This is a genomic window from Pseudomonas sp. E315 (assembly GCF_055406205.1).
Window position 1 is genome coordinate 61,589 of record NZ_JBUZPJ010000003.1, and the last position, 16,342, is coordinate 77,930.

The window sequence follows — 16,342 nt, forward strand, 5'->3', positions numbered from 1 at the left end:
GTCAGTTGTGCTCCAGCGGCAAACCACACAATTCACGCAGGTAGGCCGTGTCCAAGTGTTTTTCAACCAGGTCCGCCAACCGCTCAATGTCACGCTCACGCACTGCGTGATAGTCCACCGCTTGCACGTTCTGCAGCCCGGCCCAGCGCAACAGGGCGCTACAGGCAGCAGGCGACTCGAACAAACCATGCAGATACGTGCCCAAAATTTGCCCGTCTCCACTGTGGGCGCCGTCGCAACGGCCATCATCCAATTGCACCACGGGCTGCTCCAGCGCCGCGCCAGTGGTCACACCTGCATGGATTTCATACCCGCTGACTTCGGCGTTTTCCAGCACCAAGTGCCCGCGCACGTTGCGCAGTTGCTTCTCAGCGGCAAGCTGCGTGCTAAACGCCAATAACCCCAAGCCGTCACTGGAGCCCGGCGCACCTTCAAGCCCTAACGGGTCATGGACGTGCTCGCCCAGCATCTGCAAACCGCCGCAAATGCCCAGCACCTTGCCGCCGTAGCGCAAGTGGCGATCAATGGCAGCATCCCAGCCGTTGGCCCGCAAATAGGCCAAGTCGCTGCGCACGCTTTTGGAGCCCGGCAGGATCACCAAATCCGCAGGCGGGATGGCCTGCCCCGGCCCCACAAACTGCAAATTCACCTGCGGGTGCAGGCGCAGCGGGTCGAAGTCAGTGTGATTGCTGATGCGCGGCAGCACAGGCACCACAACGTTGAGCACTTGCTCGGCCTTATCGGTTTGACGCTGGTCGATACCGTCTTCGGCCTCTAGGTGCAAATCCATCACATAAGGCAGAACGCCAATCACTGGTTTGCCTGTGCGTTGTTCCAACCAGTCGAGCCCCGGCTGAAGCAAGGCAATGTCGCCGCGAAAACGGTTGATGATGAAGCCCTTGACCCGCGCCTGCTCAGTTTCGCTAAGCAGCTCCAACGTGCCGACCAAATGTGCGAAGACCCCGCCGCGATTAATATCGGCGATCAGCACCACCGGGCAATCCACCGCTTCGGCAAAGCCCATGTTGGCGATATCACCCGCTCGCAGATTGATCTCGGCAGGCGAGCCCGCCCCTTCAACCATCACCACTGGATAAGCTGCACTCAAGCGTTGATGTGAGGCCAATACCGCTTGCATGGCGATGGCCTTGTAGTCGTGATAGGCCACTGCGTTCATGCTGGTGACCGCACGCCCATGAATAATCACTTGCGCGCCCGTGTCACTGTTGGGCTTGAGCAACACCGGGTTCATGTCAGTGTGCGGCGCTAAACCGGCGGCCTGTGCCTGTACCGCTTGAGCACGACCAATCTCGCCGCCTTCAGCCGTTACCGCGCTGTTGAGCGCCATATTTTGCGGCTTGAAGGGCACCACGCGCACACCTTGGCGGGTCAGCCAACGGCACAACGCCGTGACCAACGTACTTTTACCAGCATCGGACGTCGTGCCCTGCACCATCAACGTGCTCATGGGGTTTCCTTGGCGTAAGTCATCAGCGCCTGCTCCAGCCTCAGCCAATCGGCCTCGTGGCCGGGCAGGCCAAAACGTACGCTGCTGTTATGGGCAAACAAGCGCAGTAAAATCCCGCGTTGCGCCATGAATTCGTAAAGGCGCTCGGCATTTGGTGTGATCAACCACTGAAACAGCGCGCAGCCGCCCAGCGGGGCCAAGCCGTACAAAACCAATAACGCAACCAAACGCTCGCTGGCACGCTCACTGCGCTCACGCTGACGAGCCTGCGCTTCGATGTCACGTAAACACGCCTGCCCCACGATGCGGGTTGGCCCACTGACAGCCCACGGCCCGACCTGCTCGGCAAGCAACTTGAGTAGCCTGGATTCGGCCAGCACAAACCCTAGCCGAACGCCAGCCAGCCCAAAAAACTTGCCAAAAGAGCGCAGCACAATCAAACCCGTGCGGGTGCTGTATGCGGCCAAACTCAATGCTGGGGTGTTGTCCATAAAGGCTTCATCCACCACCAACCAGCCGCCGCGTTGCGCCAAACGCGCGTGCCACTCCAGCAGTTGCTCAGGAGCCAAACTCAGGCCCGTGGGGTTATTGGGGTTGACCACCACCAGCACGTCCAGGTTGTCGAGGTAGAAATCCACCTCTTGCTCCATCACTTCGCGCACGATGTGGCCGTTACGCCGCCAGGCTTGCGCATGTTCGGCATAGCACGGCGACAACACGCCGACCTTGCCACTGCGGCGCAGACGCGGAATTAACTGAATTGCGCACTGTGAACCCGGCACTGGCAACGCATTGGGCGCGCCGTAGTAGGCGCAGGCTGCTTGCTCAAGGCCATCATCGGTTTCAGGCAAGCGTGCCCATGCACGCTCAGGAATGTCCGGGACTGCAAAAGGCCAAGGCGCCAGCCCACTGGACAGATCCAGCCAGTGCGGCTCGGCAATCCCGTACTGCAAAGCTGCCTGACGTAAACGTCCGCCGTGCTCAAGCATAGAACTCACTCCCGACACACAGGATCAACAACCACAGCCACACGCCACGTTGTACCAATTGCCAACCGCGATCTATGGCCTCTGCATCGGCAGGCACGCCCTCGCCCAACTGTGGGCGCTCATGCAATTCGCCGTGATAGATCGCTGCACCACCCAACTCGACGCCCAGCGCACCCGCGCCTGCAGCCATCACCGGGCCAGCATTGGGGCTGTCCCATAGCGGCGCTTGTTTGCGCCAGCACTGCATCGCCAGCCGGGTTTTACCCAGCAGTGCGTAGGTCAGCGCCACCAAACGCGCCGGAATGTAGTTCATCACGTCGTCAATTCGCGCTGCGGCCCAGCCAAAACGCTCAAAGCGTTCATTGCGATAACCCCACATCGCGTCCAGCGTATTACTCAAACGATAGAGCACCACGCCCGGCGCACCGGCGACGGCAAACCAGAACAAGGTCGCAAACACAGCGTCGCTGCCGTTTTCCAGGACAGATTCGGTGGCCGCACGCGCCACTTCGGTGGCGTCCAGCTCGCTGGTTTGGCGGCTGACCAAATAGCCCACCCGCGTGCGCGCCTCCTCCAGATCATTGGCACGCAGGGCCTGCGCCACGGGTTGTACGTGCTCACCCAAACTGCGCATCCCCAACGCGCAATACAGCGCCACAATGTCCACCAACCAACCGATATAAGGCAGCCAAGACAACGCCGTGGCCAGCAGTGTCAGCGGCAACACCGCCAATACCCACGCGGTTACGCCATGACTGCGCCAGCCACGCCCGCCTGAATTGAAACGCTGCTCGATACGATCTGCCATACGGCCGAACGCAACCAGCGGATGCCAGCGCTTGGGCTCGCCGAGCAGCGCGTCTAACGCCACCCCGGCAACGCACAACAACGCCACACTCATGGACTCACTCCCCAATAATTCTCGTACACCAACTCACTCAGCGGGCGCGCTTGCGCCCACCCTTGCATCACCAACATCGGCGCCGGATAAAACGCCTCAACAGGCCCCAGGCACAGCACTGCCAGTGGCTTGGCCCCTGCGGGTAAGCCCAGCAAGTCGGCCAGTGCCTGTGGCTCAAACAACGACACCCAGCCCATGCCCAGTCCCTCGACACGAGCGGCCAGCCACAGGTTTTGAATAGCGCAAGACAACGACGCCATGTCCATTTCAGGCAGGGTTCGCCTACCAAAAATGTGCTTTTCGCGGTCATCCATCAACGCAGCCACCAGCACCTCGGCGCAGTCGTTGATGCCTTCGACCTTGAGCGTCATAAATTGATCAGAACGCTCGCCCAATGCCTGGGCTGTGCGCACGCGCTCCTCTTCGACCAAGGCTTGAATCTTGCCGCGCAATTCACGATCGGTGATGCGAATGAAGCGCCACGGCTGCATCAACCCCACACTGGGAGCCTGATGCGCAGCTTCAAGCAGTCGCGCCAAGAGCTCGGGCGCGACCGTGCCGCCGTTGAAGTGCCGCATATCACGGCGCTCAGCAATGGCCCGATAAACAGCGGCCCGTTCTTCAGGGCTAAAGGCGTTGTCGCTCATGACACCGTCACAGCGCACGGCGCAAATAAGGCCGCAATGGCCTGAGGGTTGGACGGGAAGTAGAAATGCACATAAGACGCGGTGAGCCTCCCTTCACGGTATACCGCTTCGGCGCCACGCCCACCATTGGGGCTCAGGCCACGCGCGATGGGCTGCAACTGCGTGCTAGTCAGCGAGTGATGATAGGTGTGACCGCGCAACCTGCCTTCGGGCATGTCCACCGCTTGCAACGCCAAGGCCGCCAAGCGCTTTTGCATGGTCGCCTCGCCCGCCAACAAACCCACCAGCTCGGCGCGCTGCCCTTCAACATCGGTCAACGCATCGAGCAGATAAAGCATCCCGCCGCACTCGGCCAACAGCGGCTTACCCGCGAGGTGATGAGCACGAATGGCCTCCAGCATCGCGGTGTTATGCGACAGCGCAACGTGGTGCAACTCCGGGTAGCCACCCGGCAAATACAGGCTGTCAGCCTCGGGCAATTGTGTATCGCGAATGGGAGAGAAAAACACTAACTCGGCGCCCATTTCACGCAGCAATGCCAGACTTGCGCCGTAGGTAAACGCAAACGCTTCATCGCGAGCCACAGCAATGCGCACGCCTGCCAAGAGCGGTTTTACGTCTACCGGGGCAGGCGCCGCAAACTCAACGGGCGGTGGCAGCGCTACCTCACAGGTGCTGGCCAAGGCATTGGCCGCCGCATCGAGACGCGCATCCAGGTCATTGAGCTCACTGGCCTGCACCAAACCCAAATGACGACTTGGCAACTCAATCCCGGTTTCACGGGACAAGGCGCCGTACCAGCGCAGGCCTTCGGTCAAGCTGCCCTCGAGCAGTTGAGCATGGCGCACCGTGCCGACGCGATTGGCCAGCACGCCCGCAAATGGCAGATCTGGCTGATAACGCGCCAAGCCCAATGCCAAAGCGCCAAAGGTCTGCGCCATTGCAGTGCCGTCAATCACGCCCAATACCGGCACGCCAAAATGACGCGCCAAATCGGCGCTCGACGGGGTGCCATCAAATAACCCCATCACCCCTTCGATCAAAATCAAGTCCGCTTGGGCAGCGGCCTCCCACAGCAGACGGCGGCTTTCATCGGCGCCCACCATCCACAAATCCACCTGATACACCGGCGCACCGCTGGCGCGCTCAAGAATCATGGGGTCGAGAAAATCCGGGCCACATTTAAACACCCGCACCTTGCGCCCTTGATTGCGGTGCAATCGGGCCAAGGCTGCGGTAACAGTGGTCTTGCCCTGACCGGAAGCCGGTGCGGCGATCAAAACCGCCGGGCAATGACGCGACTCTCTCATGCTTTAACACTCACAATTCGATGCCTTTTTGGGCTTTAATTCCGGCCTGAAACGCGTGCTTGACCACGTTCATTTCGGTCACGGTATCGGCCAGATCAATCATTTCGGGTTTAGCGCCACGGCCTGTCACCAACACGTGCTGCATCGGCGGGCGGGCTTGCAGGTCACTCAGCACTTGCTCAAGGTCGAGGTAGCCGTGCTTGAGCGCGATATTCAGCTCATCGAGCACCACCAACCCAATAGAGGGGTCGCACAGCATCTCGCGGGACACTTCCCATGCTGCTTGGGCCGCAGCGATATCGCGCTGGCGGTCCTGAGTTTCCCACGTAAAACCTTCGCCCATGACGTGATAGCGAACTTGTTCTGGGAAGCGACGGAAGAAGATTTCTTCGCCCGTGCTGTTGCGCCCCTTAATGAACTGCACAACGCCGCACTGCATGCCGTGCCCCATCGCACGGGCCAACATGCCAAACGCCGAGCTGCTTTTACCTTTACCGTTGCCGGTCAATACCAGGAGCAAGCCGCACTCGTTAGGTGAGCTGGCAATGCGCTCGTCCATAACGGCTTTTTTGCGCAGCATGCGCGCTTGATGTCGTTCGTCACGTTCAGGGGATTCGTTCATGGCAGCTCTCCGTTGGGGCTCGATGATGCAAACGGGAGGCGGGGGACATTTATAGACAACAGCACACCCTCGCCCGCCGCGAAGTGTTGGATGGATCAGGCCGGTCTCCGGGCTCATGAACGAGCGACCCCCTTACGGAGCAGCCCTGACCACGCGCCTTCCCGTGCAGTAACACAGTGGCACTTGGCGTGGTTTTTATTCATTTACCGTTGCGGGGGCAGCGCCGGGATCAAGCGGTTGTGTGGGTCAAACGCGCCCTCACCGGCTTCCCTGTTTCACCCTGTCGACCTTTGGCCACAGAGCACCTGAAACAAGCGGCGAAGGTTAGAGGGTTGGGGGTGGAGCGTCAATTAAAGCTGGCACTGATCGAGGTCATTCACTGGCAACGTCTGAACCTTTGAGCAACTACGCTCCTCTATCACTGACAAGACCTATTCATGGAGATACACATGCTCAAGCGCCAGCACGTTGTTGTCATCGTCCTTGCGGCAGGGTTAGCCGCCTGCGGTGAAAGCTCGACCCTGCAAGTGAGCGACGGCACCGGGCCATCCCCCAAGCTGCCCGAACCCAACAAAACGGTGATCCCTACAGTCAATATCGCTCCCGCCATTGGCTGGGCCGCGGGCGCCACACCGATTGCAGCCCAAGGCACACAGGTGACAGCGTTCGCTGAAAACCTTGATCACCCTCGCTGGCTATACGTACTACCCAATGGCGATGTGTTGGTGGCTGAAACCAACGCGCCACCCAAGCCTGATGACAGCAAAGGGATTCGCGGCTGGGTCATGGAAAAAGTCATGGGCAAGGCTGGCGCCGGCGTGCCCAGCGCCAATCGCATCACCTTGTTGCGCGACGCCAACCACGATGGCGTCGTTGAAACCCGCACAGTGTTTATCGACAACCTCAACTCGCCGTTCGGCATGGCTTTGGTGGGCAACGACTTATACGTGGCGGACTCCGACAAACTGCTGCGCTTCCCCTATCAGGCCGGGGCGAACTCGATCAGCGCCCAACCCACCAAGGTGGTCGATTTGCCGGGCGGCCCACTCAACCATCACTGGACCAAAAACGTCATCGCCAGCCCTGACGGCAAAAAGCTTTATGTCACGGTCGGCTCCAACAGCAACGTGGGCGAAAACGGCATGGATCAGGAGCAAGGCCGCGCTGCGATCTGGGAAGTCGACCCGGCGACCGGCAGCCATCGCATTTTCGCTTCTGGCCTGCGCAACCCGAACGGCATGGCCTGGGAGCCCCAAACCGGCAAATTATGGACCGCCGTCAACGAGCGCGACGAAATCGGCAGCGATCTGGTGCCCGACTACATTACCTCCGTTAAGGACGGCGGCTTCTATGGCTGGCCTTACAGCTATTACGGGCAGCACGTAGATACGCGGGTCAACCCGCAAAACCCGAAATTGGTGGCCAATGCCATTGCACCGGACTATGCCGTCGGCCCGCACACCGCGTCGCTGGGCTTAAGCTTCGCCAGTGGCAGCCAGCTCCCCGACTTTACCGAAGGCGCATTTATTGGCCAGCACGGGTCATGGAATCGCAAACCGCACAGCGGTTACAAAGTGATTTTCGTGCCCTTTGCCGACGGCAAACCTACCGGCATGCCGGTCGACGTACTCACTGGCTTTCTGAACGCCGACGAAAAGGCTATGGGCAGGCCTGTGGGCGTGGTGATCGACAAACAGGGCGATTTGCTGGTGGCCGATGATGTTGGCAACAAGATTTGGCGGGTATCCGCGAAGTAGTTCCCGCTGACGTAAGCACTGGCGAAGGCTGCGACTTTTAAAAAATTAAAAGATCGCGGCCTTCGCCAGCTCCAGCCTCAAGGAATCTGCGCCAGATGCTGCTCAGTGGGCAGCACGCGCTTGGCGTTCAGGTAGGCTTTTTGCCAGTAGGCTTTGGACAGGCTGTCCAGTTTGACGGTGCCCCCGGTGGCAGGCGCATGAACAAAACGGCCTTCCCCCACGTAGATTCCCGCATGGCTGACCTGCGAACCGCCGCTGGTGGCGAAGAACAGTAAGTCACCGGTTTGCAGCTTGTCTTTGCCGACATTCTGCGCCCGCATCACGATCATTTCGCGCGTGGTGCGCGGCAACGAGATGCCAGCAGCGTCGTTATAGACGTACTTAATCAAGCCACTGCAATCAAAACCTGAGTCCGGGGTATTGCCGCCCCAGCGATAAGGCGTCCCCACCAAACCCAAGGCGCGAAACAGCACGTCAGCGGCAATCGGCGAGGTTTGTTCTGCTTGTTGGGTAAACACGACCGGCTTGGCCACGGGGGCTGGCGGTGTGTGACTGGCGCAGGCACTGAGCAGCGCTGCTAGAGTTAAAAGTGCGACGCGGGCCGTGAATGACATAAACAGAATGTTCCTGATTCTGGATACGGCAACTCGGCCGCGAAACTCAAAGCCGCGACAGGGGGCTCCTTCGCGGCTTCAAGATTTTAACAATGCGACTGAATTCTAGCCCTTAGAGGCCAAACTTCAAGTAAGACTTTAACTTTACTTGCGGGCCACTACGCTCGTAGGTGCCATCGCCAATGCGCGCTTGGCTTCCATAAAGGTTTTGCTCCAGTAGGAGTCACCCAGGTTATCAATCCGTACACCCCCGCTGCGGCGGCTGCTGGAGTGAATAAACTGGTCATCGCCCAAGTAAATCCCGGCATGACTAACACGGCCACGGCCATTGGTGCTGAAGAACAGCAAATCACCTGGTTTAAGCTTGTTTCGTGCGACGAGCGGTGCTTTTACGTTGATCATTTCACGCGTTGAACGCGGCAATTGCATGCCAGCCTCTTCACGGAACAAGTAACCAATAAAGCCGCTGCAATCGAAGCCTGCCTCAGAGGTGCCGCCAAAACGGTAACGCGTACCGATCAAGGACATGCCACGCTCGAGAATGCTGTCAGCCAACGCTGGCAACTCGTAAGGCTTGCTGTTTTCGGAGAACTGAGCCAGTTCTTTTTCAGTCGCCAACTCTTCCTGATAAATAGCGGAAGCTTGGGACGAAGATAATTTTTGATCCTGCTGGCTGATAACTTGCTGAGACACTGGCGTGTGAGCAGCGCAGCCAAATAGCAGGGTAACAAGTGCTAAGGGCACGAGGGGTGCGAAGCGATTTAGCATGGGCACGACCGTGGCTTGTAGGAAAAGTAGCCGCGACTATGCCTTCTATCATCCTCATTTGCAAATTCAATCGATTGAAATGTGACTTAGCAGTTTCTTCGCGCCATCTAAGGTTTTACACCCCCAGCCATAGATTTTGCGTTGCCGACCTGTCAGGCATGCAGGTTTTCTGGCGCCTGTAAATTGCCAAATAGCCTGTAGGCTGCGCTTTTAGCGAGCTGCCATGACTAAATGGACGTTACCAGCCCAGGGTTTCTTTCAAGAAGGGAATGGTCAATTTGCGCTGCGCTTGCAAGGACGCCTGATCAAGTCGCTCAAGCAATTCAAACAAAGCGCTCATGCTGCGAGTGCCCCGCGTAAGGATGAAATGGCCCACTTCGTCGGTCAGGTGCAAACCGCGACGCGACGCGCGCAGTTGCAAGGCTCGCAATTTGTCTTCATCAGACAAGGGGCGCATTTGAAAAATCAGTGCGAGGGTCAGGCGGGATTTGAGATCAGCCAGTTTGATCGGTAATTCACGGGGTGAGCTAGACGCTGCGATCAGCAGTCTGCGGCCACTGTCGCGCAAGCGGTTGAACAAGTGGAACAGCGCTTCTTCCCAATCAGCTCTGCCAGCCACGGCCTGCAAGTCATCCAGACACACCAGCTCGTACTGCTCCAGATTGTCGAGAATCTCGATGCCGCGATCCAACAGCTCAGCCAAGGGCAAGTAAACGGCCGGCTCGCCCATTTGCTCGAAACGCAAGCAAGCGGCCTGCAACAGGTGCGTACGCCCCACACCCTGCTTACCCCAAAGGTAGATAAGACTTTCTGTCCAGCCAGCGTCGGCTTCGCATAGTCGCTCAACATAGCCGAGTGCAGCGGCATTGGCGCCTGGATAGTAGTTTATGAAGGTAGCGTCATCACGCAGACGCACACCTAGGGGCAGCTGAATCGGTTTCATGCTGACTGAACAGTTCAAACGAACCGTTAGTGGCCTCTGTGTAAAGTTTGCAAAGTTTATACCCGTGTAGCCGGGCGCACAATGTAACAGACCACGAGCAAAATCAAAGGTTTGCGTTAAGGCTTTGGATTGAATGAAGTTTTTTTGGCAGGGTGCAATCGATTAAATCCCCCGCGGGAGCTGCCCAAGGCTGCGATTTTGGGATCGCTAAACATCACAGCCTTCAGGCATAAGTCGCTACAGCTGGGGGTCTTCGTCGCCTTTGTAGGCCTGCGAGTCTTTATACAAATCGTTCACATGGCGTACCAGCACCATAATCACGGCCGCCACCGGCAGCGCCAACAGCACACCGGTAAAGCCAAAGAGCTCACCGCCCGCCAAAATGGCGAAGATCACCGCCACTGGGTGCAGCCCAATACGGTCGCCCACCAACAACGGCGTCAGCACCATGCCTTCAAGCGCCTGCCCCACCATAAACACGGCCACAATGCCGATCATCGGGTACAGATCGCCCCCAAACTGGAACAACCCGGCCACCAGCGCCGCGCCAATACCGATGATAAAGCCCATGTACGGCACAATGGCTGCCAAACCTGCCATCAAACCAATCAGCAGCCCCAGCTCAAGCCCTACCAACATCAAACCGGCAGAGTAGATCACCCCCAGCGCCAGCATCACCAGCAATTGGCCGCGAACAAACGCCCCAAGCACGTCGTGACATTCCTTGGCCAGCGACACAATCTGCTCTTCCCGATCACGCGGCAGTAAGCTGCGGATCTTGGCCAGCATGATGTCCCAGTCGCGCAGCAGATAAAAAGCCACGACGGGGATCAATACCAAATTGGCCAAGAAGCCGATCAACGCCAAGCTCGACGCCGTTGCCTGTGACAGCACCACCCCAACGAAATCGGAGGCCTGCCCCATGTTTGCGGTAATCGCCGCTTTAATTTTGTCGAAATTCCAGAAGCTGTCACTCAAACCCAGCTTGGCCTGCGCCCACGGCATTGCTGTGTGCTGCAACCAATCGAGTACCAAGGGCGCCAATTGATACAACTTCAGGAGCTGCTTGGCCAACAAGGGCACCAACACCAACAACAGCGCCATCAGCAAGACCGTGAACAACGCGAATACCGTTACCACCCCCCACGTTCTTGAGAAGCCGAACCTTTCGAGCCGATCAACAACAGGGTCGAACATATAAGCCAAAACGACCGCGACTAAAAAAGGCGTCAGTATCGCGTGCAGGAAGTACACAAACAGGCACGCCCCCAACGCCACGCCCCACCATACCCATCGCCGCGAATCCGTCATGAACAGCCATCCTTTATATAGAAGAGAAAAACCTACCAACCAAACCGCAGCTGTGGCGCTGGCGTAGCAACAACACCGGGGGCTTGCCCCGCGTTCATCACAGCGGATGTGTCTCCTGCTGGCAGCTCCTGCAAATGCGCCAGGTTGAGCTGCGAGCGCAATTGCTCAGCGCTGCCATTGACCTGATACACAACACGGTCCGCGTCGACACGCTTAAGCTGCCCACCAAACGGCTCCAGCAAACGCCCCAGCACGGCGTAACGCTCCAGCGTCATGCCCTGCACTTCCAGCAGTTGCTCCCTGAAAACACCCGGCTTAACCACATAACGCGGCGCCAAGCGCTCACTGACCGCCAGCAATACAGCGTCGGCCAATGCCGCCTGATCACTGGCTTGCGCGCTGCCTTGCTCCTGTTGATCACCCAACCACAAACGCCATTTGGCTTGCCACTGACCAGCCTCTTCGCGAGCATGCACAGCCAGCAGTGCATCTGCGCCGTAACGCTCAGATGCCTCCTTCAGCGGGGCAGGATTACTGCCTTCGAGGTTTTCGACCGTTGCCACCAATTGTTCGTTCAAGTCTGCCAACGGCAAGCGCAGCGGCAACCCGCGATGTTGCGCGGCGCGGCGCAAAGGCTCAGCTGCCGCTTGACCATCCCCCACCAAGCTCGACCCATCGACCGAATCGCTCAGCCACCAACTCAACAGCGCTGGCCGATTACTGCCCCACAGCGACAGCCCAGCCTGATGCAAGGCCCTGTCAGTGCTGACCGGATCGAAATCCACTTGCAGGCTTTCGGGCGGGCCCGCGTCATAGCCGTACTGACTGATGATTTGTTGAGGGTCTTTACGAATCGCCTCCAACCCCGGGTTTTGCACGGCCTTGGCATCGCCAGTGAGGCGCAACACCAGCGTCTCTAATGCCTTTTGTGTGGCCTGGGTGCGCTCTTCAGGCGATTGACTGGTCACCGGCTCTCGTACTTGATAAAGACCGGTCAGAATTTCGGCATGACTGGCCAGGCTGAAAAATGACAAGCAGCCCACAGCTATAAATTGATGAAAACGCATGAACAATTCCTGACGACAAAAAAAGCAGCTTTAAAAGACCACATAAAAACACTCGAACACGTTTCTGACAGAGCCTTGGCCAAATCATTCACGCCCGCGCCGCAGTTTTCATCCAGCCATAAACAATAAAAGTAAACCGCTATACCTTATACAGCCCCGCGCGTAGCAGCCAGTACGACTAAAAAAGGTTTTTTTCGACAGATATAACCCTCCCTGTCGGCCCGAGGATGGCCGCTGCCCTTCAAGCCTGATAAAATCGCGCGCCTTCGCAGACCGGCGACAGCCGGGCACTCTGCAAATGCTCTGTTTCAAACGATGAGCACTTGCAGGCCAGCCCCCTGAGATCGGTCGATACCCCCGAATCCCCCCTAAAGGCCTGGATTATGAGCAAGCAACCCTCCCTGAGCTACAAGGACGCCGGTGTAGACATCGACGCCGGTGAAGCATTGGTCGAACGCATCAAGAGCGTGGCCAAGCGCACTGCACGCCCGGAAGTGATGGGCGGCCTCGGCGGTTTTGGCGCCCTCTGCGAAATCCCGGCTGGCTACAAACAGCCTGTACTGGTTTCTGGCACCGACGGTGTAGGCACCAAGCTGCGTCTGGCGCTGAACCTGAACAAGCACGACAGCATCGGCATCGACCTGGTTGCGATGTGCGTTAACGACCTGATCGTCTGCGGTGCCGAGCCTCTGTTCTTTCTCGACTACTACGCCACCGGCAAGCTCAACGTAGAAACCGCGACCCAAGTGGTCACCGGTATCGGCGCTGGCTGCGAATTGTCCGGTTGCTCGCTGGTAGGCGGCGAAACCGCAGAAATGCCTGGCATGTACGAAGGCGAAGACTACGACCTGGCAGGTTTCTGCGTGGGCGTTGTCGAAAAATCCGAAATCATCGACGGCTCCAAGGTTGCTGCCGGCGACGCCCTGCTGGCCCTGCCTTCTTCTGGCCCGCACTCCAATGGCTACTCGCTGATCCGCAAAATCATTGAAGTGTCGGGTGCTGACATCGAAAACATCCAGCTCGACGGTAAGCCGCTGACCGACCTGCTGATGGCGCCGACTCGCATCTACGTTAAGCCGTTGCTCAAGCTGATCAAAGAAACCGGCGTTGTTAAGGCCATGGCTCACATCACCGGTGGTGGCCTGCTCGATAACATCCCGCGTGTTCTGCCAAAAGGCGCTCAGGCCGTGGTTGACGTTGCTAGCTGGCAGCGCCCTGCTGTCTTCGACTGGCTGCAAGAAAAAGGCAACGTGGCTGAAACCGAAATGCACCGCGTGCTGAACTGCGGCGTTGGCATGGTGATCTGCGTGGCTCAGGCTGACGTTGAAACCGCTCTGAACGTATTGCGCGAAGCAGGCGAGCAGCCTTGGGTGATCGGCCAGATCGCAACCGCGGCCGAAGGCGCTCCACAAGTCGAGCTGCAAAACCTCAAGGCGCACTAATGCCTGATACCTGTGATGTAGTGGTGCTGCTTTCCGGCACCGGCAGCAACTTGCAGGCCTTGATCGACAGCAATGACGTCAAGCAAAGTTCGGCCAAAATCCGCGCGGTGATCTCCAACCGCGCAGATGCCTACGGCCTGCAACGCGCCAAAGACGCGGGGATCGACACCCGCGTACTGGATCACAAAGCATTCGAGGGCCGCGAGGCCTTCGATGCTGCACTGATCGAAATCATCGACACCTTCAACCCGCAACTGGTAGTTCTGGCCGGATTCATGCGCATTCTGAGCCCAGACTTCGTGCGTCACTATCAGGGTCGCCTGCTCAATATCCACCCCTCGCTGCTCCCAAAATACAAAGGGTTACACACGCATCAACGCGCCCTAGAGGCCGGTGACAGTGAACATGGCTGTAGCGTGCACTTTGTAACCGAGGAACTCGACGGCGGACCACTGGTCGTACAGGCAGTGATTCCGGTAGAGTCCGACGACTCGCCACACAGTCTGGCGCAACGGGTTCACACCCAGGAACACCAGATTTATCCGCTTGCAGTGCGCTGGTTTGCCGAAGGTCGCTTGTCACTTGACGAGCAAGGCGCATTATTGGACGGTCAATTACTCCCGGCCAGCGGCCACCAGATACACATCTAGGAGATTTTATGCGTCGTGCCCTGCTCCTTGCCCTTAGCCTGCTGGCCATCCCAGCAGTGCAAGCGGCCGATCTTCAGCCCTTCCACGCCAGCTACACCGCCGACTGGAAACAGTTGCCGATGAGCGGTTCTGCCGAACGCAGCCTGACCAAAAATGACAACGGCACTTGGACCTTGAACTTCAAGGCCTCAATGCTGGTGGCCAGCCTGAATGAAGAAAGCACCCTCAAGCTTGAAAACAACACCCTCGTCCCACTGACCTACCACTTCGAACGTGGCGGTTTGGGCAAGGCTAAAAAGATTGAGCTGGACTTTGACTGGGCCACCAAAATGGTCACAGGCACTGAACAGAACGAAGCGGTCAAAGTGCCACTTATCACGGGCATGCTCGACAAATCCACCTACCAACTGGCGCTACAGCGCGATGTTGCGGCTGGCAAAAAGAGCATGAGCTATCAGGTTGTAGACGGTAACGATGTCGACACCTACGACTTCCGCGTGCTTGGCCCAGAAAAGGTCGAAACCAAGGCAGGCTCCATTGATGCCATTAAGGTTGAACGGGTACGCGACCCAACACAGAACAAGCGCATCACTGAAATGTGGTTCGCCAAGAGCTGGGATGGGCTGCTGGTCAAATTGCGTCAGGTCGAAAAAGACGGCAAGGAATACAACATCATGCTGTTGGACGGCACGGTGAGCGGCAAAACGGTCAAAGGCAACTAAACACGCCATTGGCTGAAACGCCCAAAAACCTCACTTCGGTGAGGTTTTTTTTGACCTGTGATACGCCCCTAACATGAAACATTTGTCATAAAACTATCGACCAAAACCGTCAACACACCGTCTTTAAAGGCCTGTAGGGGGTTTCTGGTTTTACGCAAAATGACAGCGCAGCGATGGGGTATTTACTTAGGAAGCTAACAAATTCTATAAAGAAGGCCTGCGACGCCTTGCCGCAGACCTTCTTTAGAATTTGGAGCAAGCAGATGACTATCAAAGTAACTGAGCGCGACGATTCACGTATGTTTCACCAGCTTGTGGCCCACGGCGTTCACCTGTGGGATGTCCATCAAGAAGACGTACTGGTTGGCATGTTCCACCGCGAAAGCGACGCTCACAGCTATAAGGCTGAGCTGGAAAAGCAGCAAGCGCATAAAGCTCAGGCATGAACCTCTGAAGCTACTGTCTTGAAACAACAAACCCCGCCGAAGCGGGGTTTGTTGTTTCTGTCGCAACACCTAACGCGCAGGCTGCGATCTTTTGATCATTTAAAACCGTAGAGCGTGTTACCACATCAGGTCATCAGGGATCTGATAAGCCGCGTAAGGATCGTCCTCTTCTGGCGTTTTCGACTCAACCAGAATGTTGAGCTGAACAATTCGGCGCGGGTCGCGCTCTTGAATCTTCAGCGCAGCCTCACGCGGAATCACTTCGTAACCGCCAGCGTGCTGCACAATGGCCAACGAGCCATTGGCCAGCTTGTTGCGCATCAACGTGTTGACCGACAGACGCTTAACCTTCTTGTCGTCAACGAAGTTGTAGTAGTCCTCAGTGGTCAACTTGGGCAAGCGCGACACTTCTATCAATTGCTTGATTTGCGCGGCGCGGGCCTTTTGCTCAACCTTCTCTTGCTGCTGGCGATTGAGTTCCTGATCGCGCTTGAGCTTCTCGGCCTTGGCTTCTGCTGCCAGGCGCTGCTGAGTGTCGTCCAGTTCGATCTGACCTTTATGAGCCAGACGCTGCTGTTTTTGCTTTTCTTTACCGGCCTGCTTGGCCTGCTTCTCGTTGACCAGTCCCGCTTTGAGCAACTGGTCGCGTAGGGAAATGCTCATCTACTTACTCACTTAGGCAAAC

17 protein-coding genes and 1 riboswitch are annotated in these 16,342 nt (G+C 57.7%); of the genes, 5 read left to right on the top strand and 12 right to left on the bottom strand.

The window, feature by feature from the left end; all coding sequences use genetic code 11:
• Window position 1: 1 nt before the first annotated feature.
• From ACZRJQ_RS05685 to cobO, 6 genes are read right to left on the bottom strand one after another with little or no spacing between them, the layout of a single operon-like run.
• On the bottom strand, window positions 2–1,468 hold the full coding sequence (locus ACZRJQ_RS05685; RefSeq protein WP_463977406.1) for a cobyric acid synthase: 1,467 nt from the start codon (window positions 1,466–1,468) through the stop codon (window positions 2–4).
• A complete protein-coding gene (gene cobD / locus ACZRJQ_RS05690; protein WP_463977407.1) occupies window positions 1,465–2,457 on the bottom strand; it encodes a threonine-phosphate decarboxylase CobD in 993 nt (330 codons plus the stop codon). Before cobD ends, ACZRJQ_RS05685 begins: the two co-directional genes overlap by 4 nt.
• Window positions 2,450–3,358 carry an adenosylcobinamide-phosphate synthase CbiB gene (cbiB, locus tag ACZRJQ_RS05695; protein WP_463977408.1) on the bottom strand — a complete coding sequence of 303 codons (909 nt, stop codon included), beginning with the start codon at window positions 3,356–3,358 and terminating at the stop codon, window positions 2,450–2,452. Before cbiB ends, cobD begins: the two co-directional genes overlap by 8 nt.
• Window positions 3,355–4,005 carry a 5,6-dimethylbenzimidazole synthase gene (bluB, locus tag ACZRJQ_RS05700; RefSeq protein WP_463977409.1) on the bottom strand — a complete coding sequence of 217 codons (651 nt, stop codon included), beginning with the start codon at window positions 4,003–4,005 and terminating at the stop codon, window positions 3,355–3,357. The genes cbiB and bluB overlap by 4 nt, the downstream gene beginning before the upstream one ends.
• Window positions 4,002–5,315, bottom strand: a complete 1,314-nt coding sequence (locus tag ACZRJQ_RS05705) for a cobyrinate a,c-diamide synthase (protein WP_463977410.1) — start codon at window positions 5,313–5,315, stop codon at window positions 4,002–4,004. The genes bluB and ACZRJQ_RS05705 overlap by 4 nt, the downstream gene beginning before the upstream one ends.
• A 10-nt stretch (window positions 5,316–5,325) precedes the next feature.
• Window positions 5,326–5,937, bottom strand: coding sequence for a cob(I)yrinic acid a,c-diamide adenosyltransferase (cobO, locus tag ACZRJQ_RS05710; protein WP_463977411.1), 612 nt, complete (start codon window positions 5,935–5,937; stop codon window positions 5,326–5,328).
• Window positions 5,938–6,018: 81 nt separating this feature from the next.
• Window positions 6,019–6,261, bottom strand: a riboswitch (cobalamin riboswitch).
• Between the two features lie 125 nt (window positions 6,262–6,386).
• Between cobO and ACZRJQ_RS05715 the strand changes: the two genes are divergently transcribed.
• The gene (locus ACZRJQ_RS05715; RefSeq protein ID WP_463977412.1) at window positions 6,387–7,694 is read left to right on the top strand and encodes a PQQ-dependent sugar dehydrogenase; all 1,308 of its coding nucleotides are present in this window, start codon (window positions 6,387–6,389) and stop codon (window positions 7,692–7,694) included.
• A gap of 77 nt (window positions 7,695–7,771) precedes the next feature.
• On the opposite strand, the gene ACZRJQ_RS05720 is transcribed toward ACZRJQ_RS05715, so the two are convergent.
• From ACZRJQ_RS05720 to ACZRJQ_RS05740, 5 genes are all read right to left on the bottom strand, one after another.
• Window positions 7,772–8,308, bottom strand: a complete 537-nt coding sequence (locus ACZRJQ_RS05720) for a C40 family peptidase (RefSeq protein ID WP_463977413.1) — start codon at window positions 8,306–8,308, stop codon at window positions 7,772–7,774.
• A 144-nt stretch (window positions 8,309–8,452) separates the two neighbouring features.
• Complete coding sequence (locus tag ACZRJQ_RS05725; protein ID WP_463977414.1) at window positions 8,453–9,076, bottom strand: C40 family peptidase; 624 nt, start codon at window positions 9,074–9,076, stop codon at window positions 8,453–8,455.
• 238 nt (window positions 9,077–9,314) lie between these two features.
• Window positions 9,315–10,019, bottom strand: coding sequence for a DnaA regulatory inactivator Hda (gene hda, locus ACZRJQ_RS05730; protein WP_463977415.1), 705 nt, complete (start codon window positions 10,017–10,019; stop codon window positions 9,315–9,317).
• A 237-nt stretch (window positions 10,020–10,256) separates the two neighbouring features.
• A complete protein-coding gene (locus tag ACZRJQ_RS05735; RefSeq protein ID WP_463977416.1) occupies window positions 10,257–11,330 on the bottom strand; it encodes an AI-2E family transporter in 1,074 nt (357 codons plus the stop codon).
• 32 nt (window positions 11,331–11,362) lie between these two features.
• Window positions 11,363–12,397 (bottom strand): DUF2066 domain-containing protein, encoded by a 1,035-nt coding sequence (locus ACZRJQ_RS05740; RefSeq protein WP_463977417.1) that lies wholly within the window; start codon window positions 12,395–12,397, stop codon window positions 11,363–11,365.
• A gap of 383 nt (window positions 12,398–12,780) precedes the next feature.
• Between ACZRJQ_RS05740 and purM the strand changes: the two genes are divergently transcribed.
• The 4 genes from purM to ACZRJQ_RS05760 all read left to right on the top strand — a co-directional run bounded on the left by purM (window position 12,781) and on the right by ACZRJQ_RS05760 (window position 15,657).
• Window positions 12,781–13,839 carry a phosphoribosylformylglycinamidine cyclo-ligase gene (purM, locus tag ACZRJQ_RS05745; RefSeq protein WP_463977418.1) on the top strand — a complete coding sequence of 353 codons (1,059 nt, stop codon included), beginning with the start codon at window positions 12,781–12,783 and terminating at the stop codon, window positions 13,837–13,839.
• Complete coding sequence (gene purN, locus ACZRJQ_RS05750) at window positions 13,839–14,489, top strand: phosphoribosylglycinamide formyltransferase (RefSeq protein WP_463977419.1); 651 nt, start codon at window positions 13,839–13,841, stop codon at window positions 14,487–14,489. Before purM ends, purN begins: the two co-directional genes overlap by 1 nt.
• Window positions 14,490–14,497: 8 nt before the next feature.
• Window positions 14,498–15,211: a DUF3108 domain-containing protein gene (locus ACZRJQ_RS05755; protein ID WP_463977420.1), complete on the top strand. Its 714-nt coding sequence runs from the start codon at window positions 14,498–14,500 to the stop codon at window positions 15,209–15,211.
• A gap of 263 nt (window positions 15,212–15,474) precedes the next feature.
• On the top strand, window positions 15,475–15,657 hold the full coding sequence (locus ACZRJQ_RS05760) for a hypothetical protein (protein ID WP_463977421.1): 183 nt from the start codon (window positions 15,475–15,477) through the stop codon (window positions 15,655–15,657).
• A 117-nt stretch (window positions 15,658–15,774) separates the two neighbouring features.
• Here the strand turns inward: ACZRJQ_RS05760 and ACZRJQ_RS05765 are convergent, their stop codons facing one another.
• Entirely contained in the window at window positions 15,775–16,320 is a 546-nt protein-coding gene (locus ACZRJQ_RS05765; protein WP_463977422.1) for a DUF2058 domain-containing protein, read from the bottom strand.
• Window positions 16,321–16,342: the final 22 nt, after the last annotated feature.

Bases quoted from the DNA above. Each gene is read 5' to 3' on its own strand.
- ACZRJQ_RS05685 (WP_463977406.1), bottom strand. From the start codon at position 1,468: ATGAGCACGTTGATGGTGCAGGGCACGACGTCCGATGCTGGTAAAAGT.
- cobD (WP_463977407.1), bottom strand. From the start codon at position 2,457: ATGCTTGAGCACGGCGGACGTTTACGTCAGGCAGCTTTGCAGTACGGG.
- cbiB (WP_463977408.1), bottom strand. From the start codon at position 3,358: ATGAGTGTGGCGTTGTTGTGCGTTGCCGGGGTGGCGTTAGACGCGCTG.
- bluB (WP_463977409.1), bottom strand. From the start codon at position 4,005: ATGAGCGACAACGCCTTTAGCCCTGAAGAACGGGCCGCTGTTTATCGG.
- ACZRJQ_RS05705 (WP_463977410.1), bottom strand. From the start codon at position 5,315: ATGAGAGAGTCGCGTCATTGCCCGGCGGTTTTGATCGCCGCACCGGCT.
- cobO (WP_463977411.1), bottom strand. From the start codon at position 5,937: ATGAACGAATCCCCTGAACGTGACGAACGACATCAAGCGCGCATGCTG.
- ACZRJQ_RS05715 (WP_463977412.1), top strand. From the start codon at position 6,387: ATGCTCAAGCGCCAGCACGTTGTTGTCATCGTCCTTGCGGCAGGGTTA.
- ACZRJQ_RS05720 (WP_463977413.1), bottom strand. From the start codon at position 8,308: ATGTCATTCACGGCCCGCGTCGCACTTTTAACTCTAGCAGCGCTGCTC.
- ACZRJQ_RS05725 (WP_463977414.1), bottom strand. From the start codon at position 9,076: ATGCTAAATCGCTTCGCACCCCTCGTGCCCTTAGCACTTGTTACCCTG.
- hda (WP_463977415.1), bottom strand. From the start codon at position 10,019: ATGAAACCGATTCAGCTGCCCCTAGGTGTGCGTCTGCGTGATGACGCT.
- ACZRJQ_RS05735 (WP_463977416.1), bottom strand. From the start codon at position 11,330: ATGACGGATTCGCGGCGATGGGTATGGTGGGGCGTGGCGTTGGGGGCG.
- ACZRJQ_RS05740 (WP_463977417.1), bottom strand. From the start codon at position 12,397: ATGCGTTTTCATCAATTTATAGCTGTGGGCTGCTTGTCATTTTTCAGC.
- purM (WP_463977418.1), top strand. From the start codon at position 12,781: ATGAGCAAGCAACCCTCCCTGAGCTACAAGGACGCCGGTGTAGACATC.
- purN (WP_463977419.1), top strand. From the start codon at position 13,839: ATGCCTGATACCTGTGATGTAGTGGTGCTGCTTTCCGGCACCGGCAGC.
- ACZRJQ_RS05755 (WP_463977420.1), top strand. From the start codon at position 14,498: ATGCGTCGTGCCCTGCTCCTTGCCCTTAGCCTGCTGGCCATCCCAGCA.
- ACZRJQ_RS05760 (WP_463977421.1), top strand. From the start codon at position 15,475: ATGACTATCAAAGTAACTGAGCGCGACGATTCACGTATGTTTCACCAG.
- ACZRJQ_RS05765 (WP_463977422.1), bottom strand. From the start codon at position 16,320: ATGAGCATTTCCCTACGCGACCAGTTGCTCAAAGCGGGACTGGTCAAC.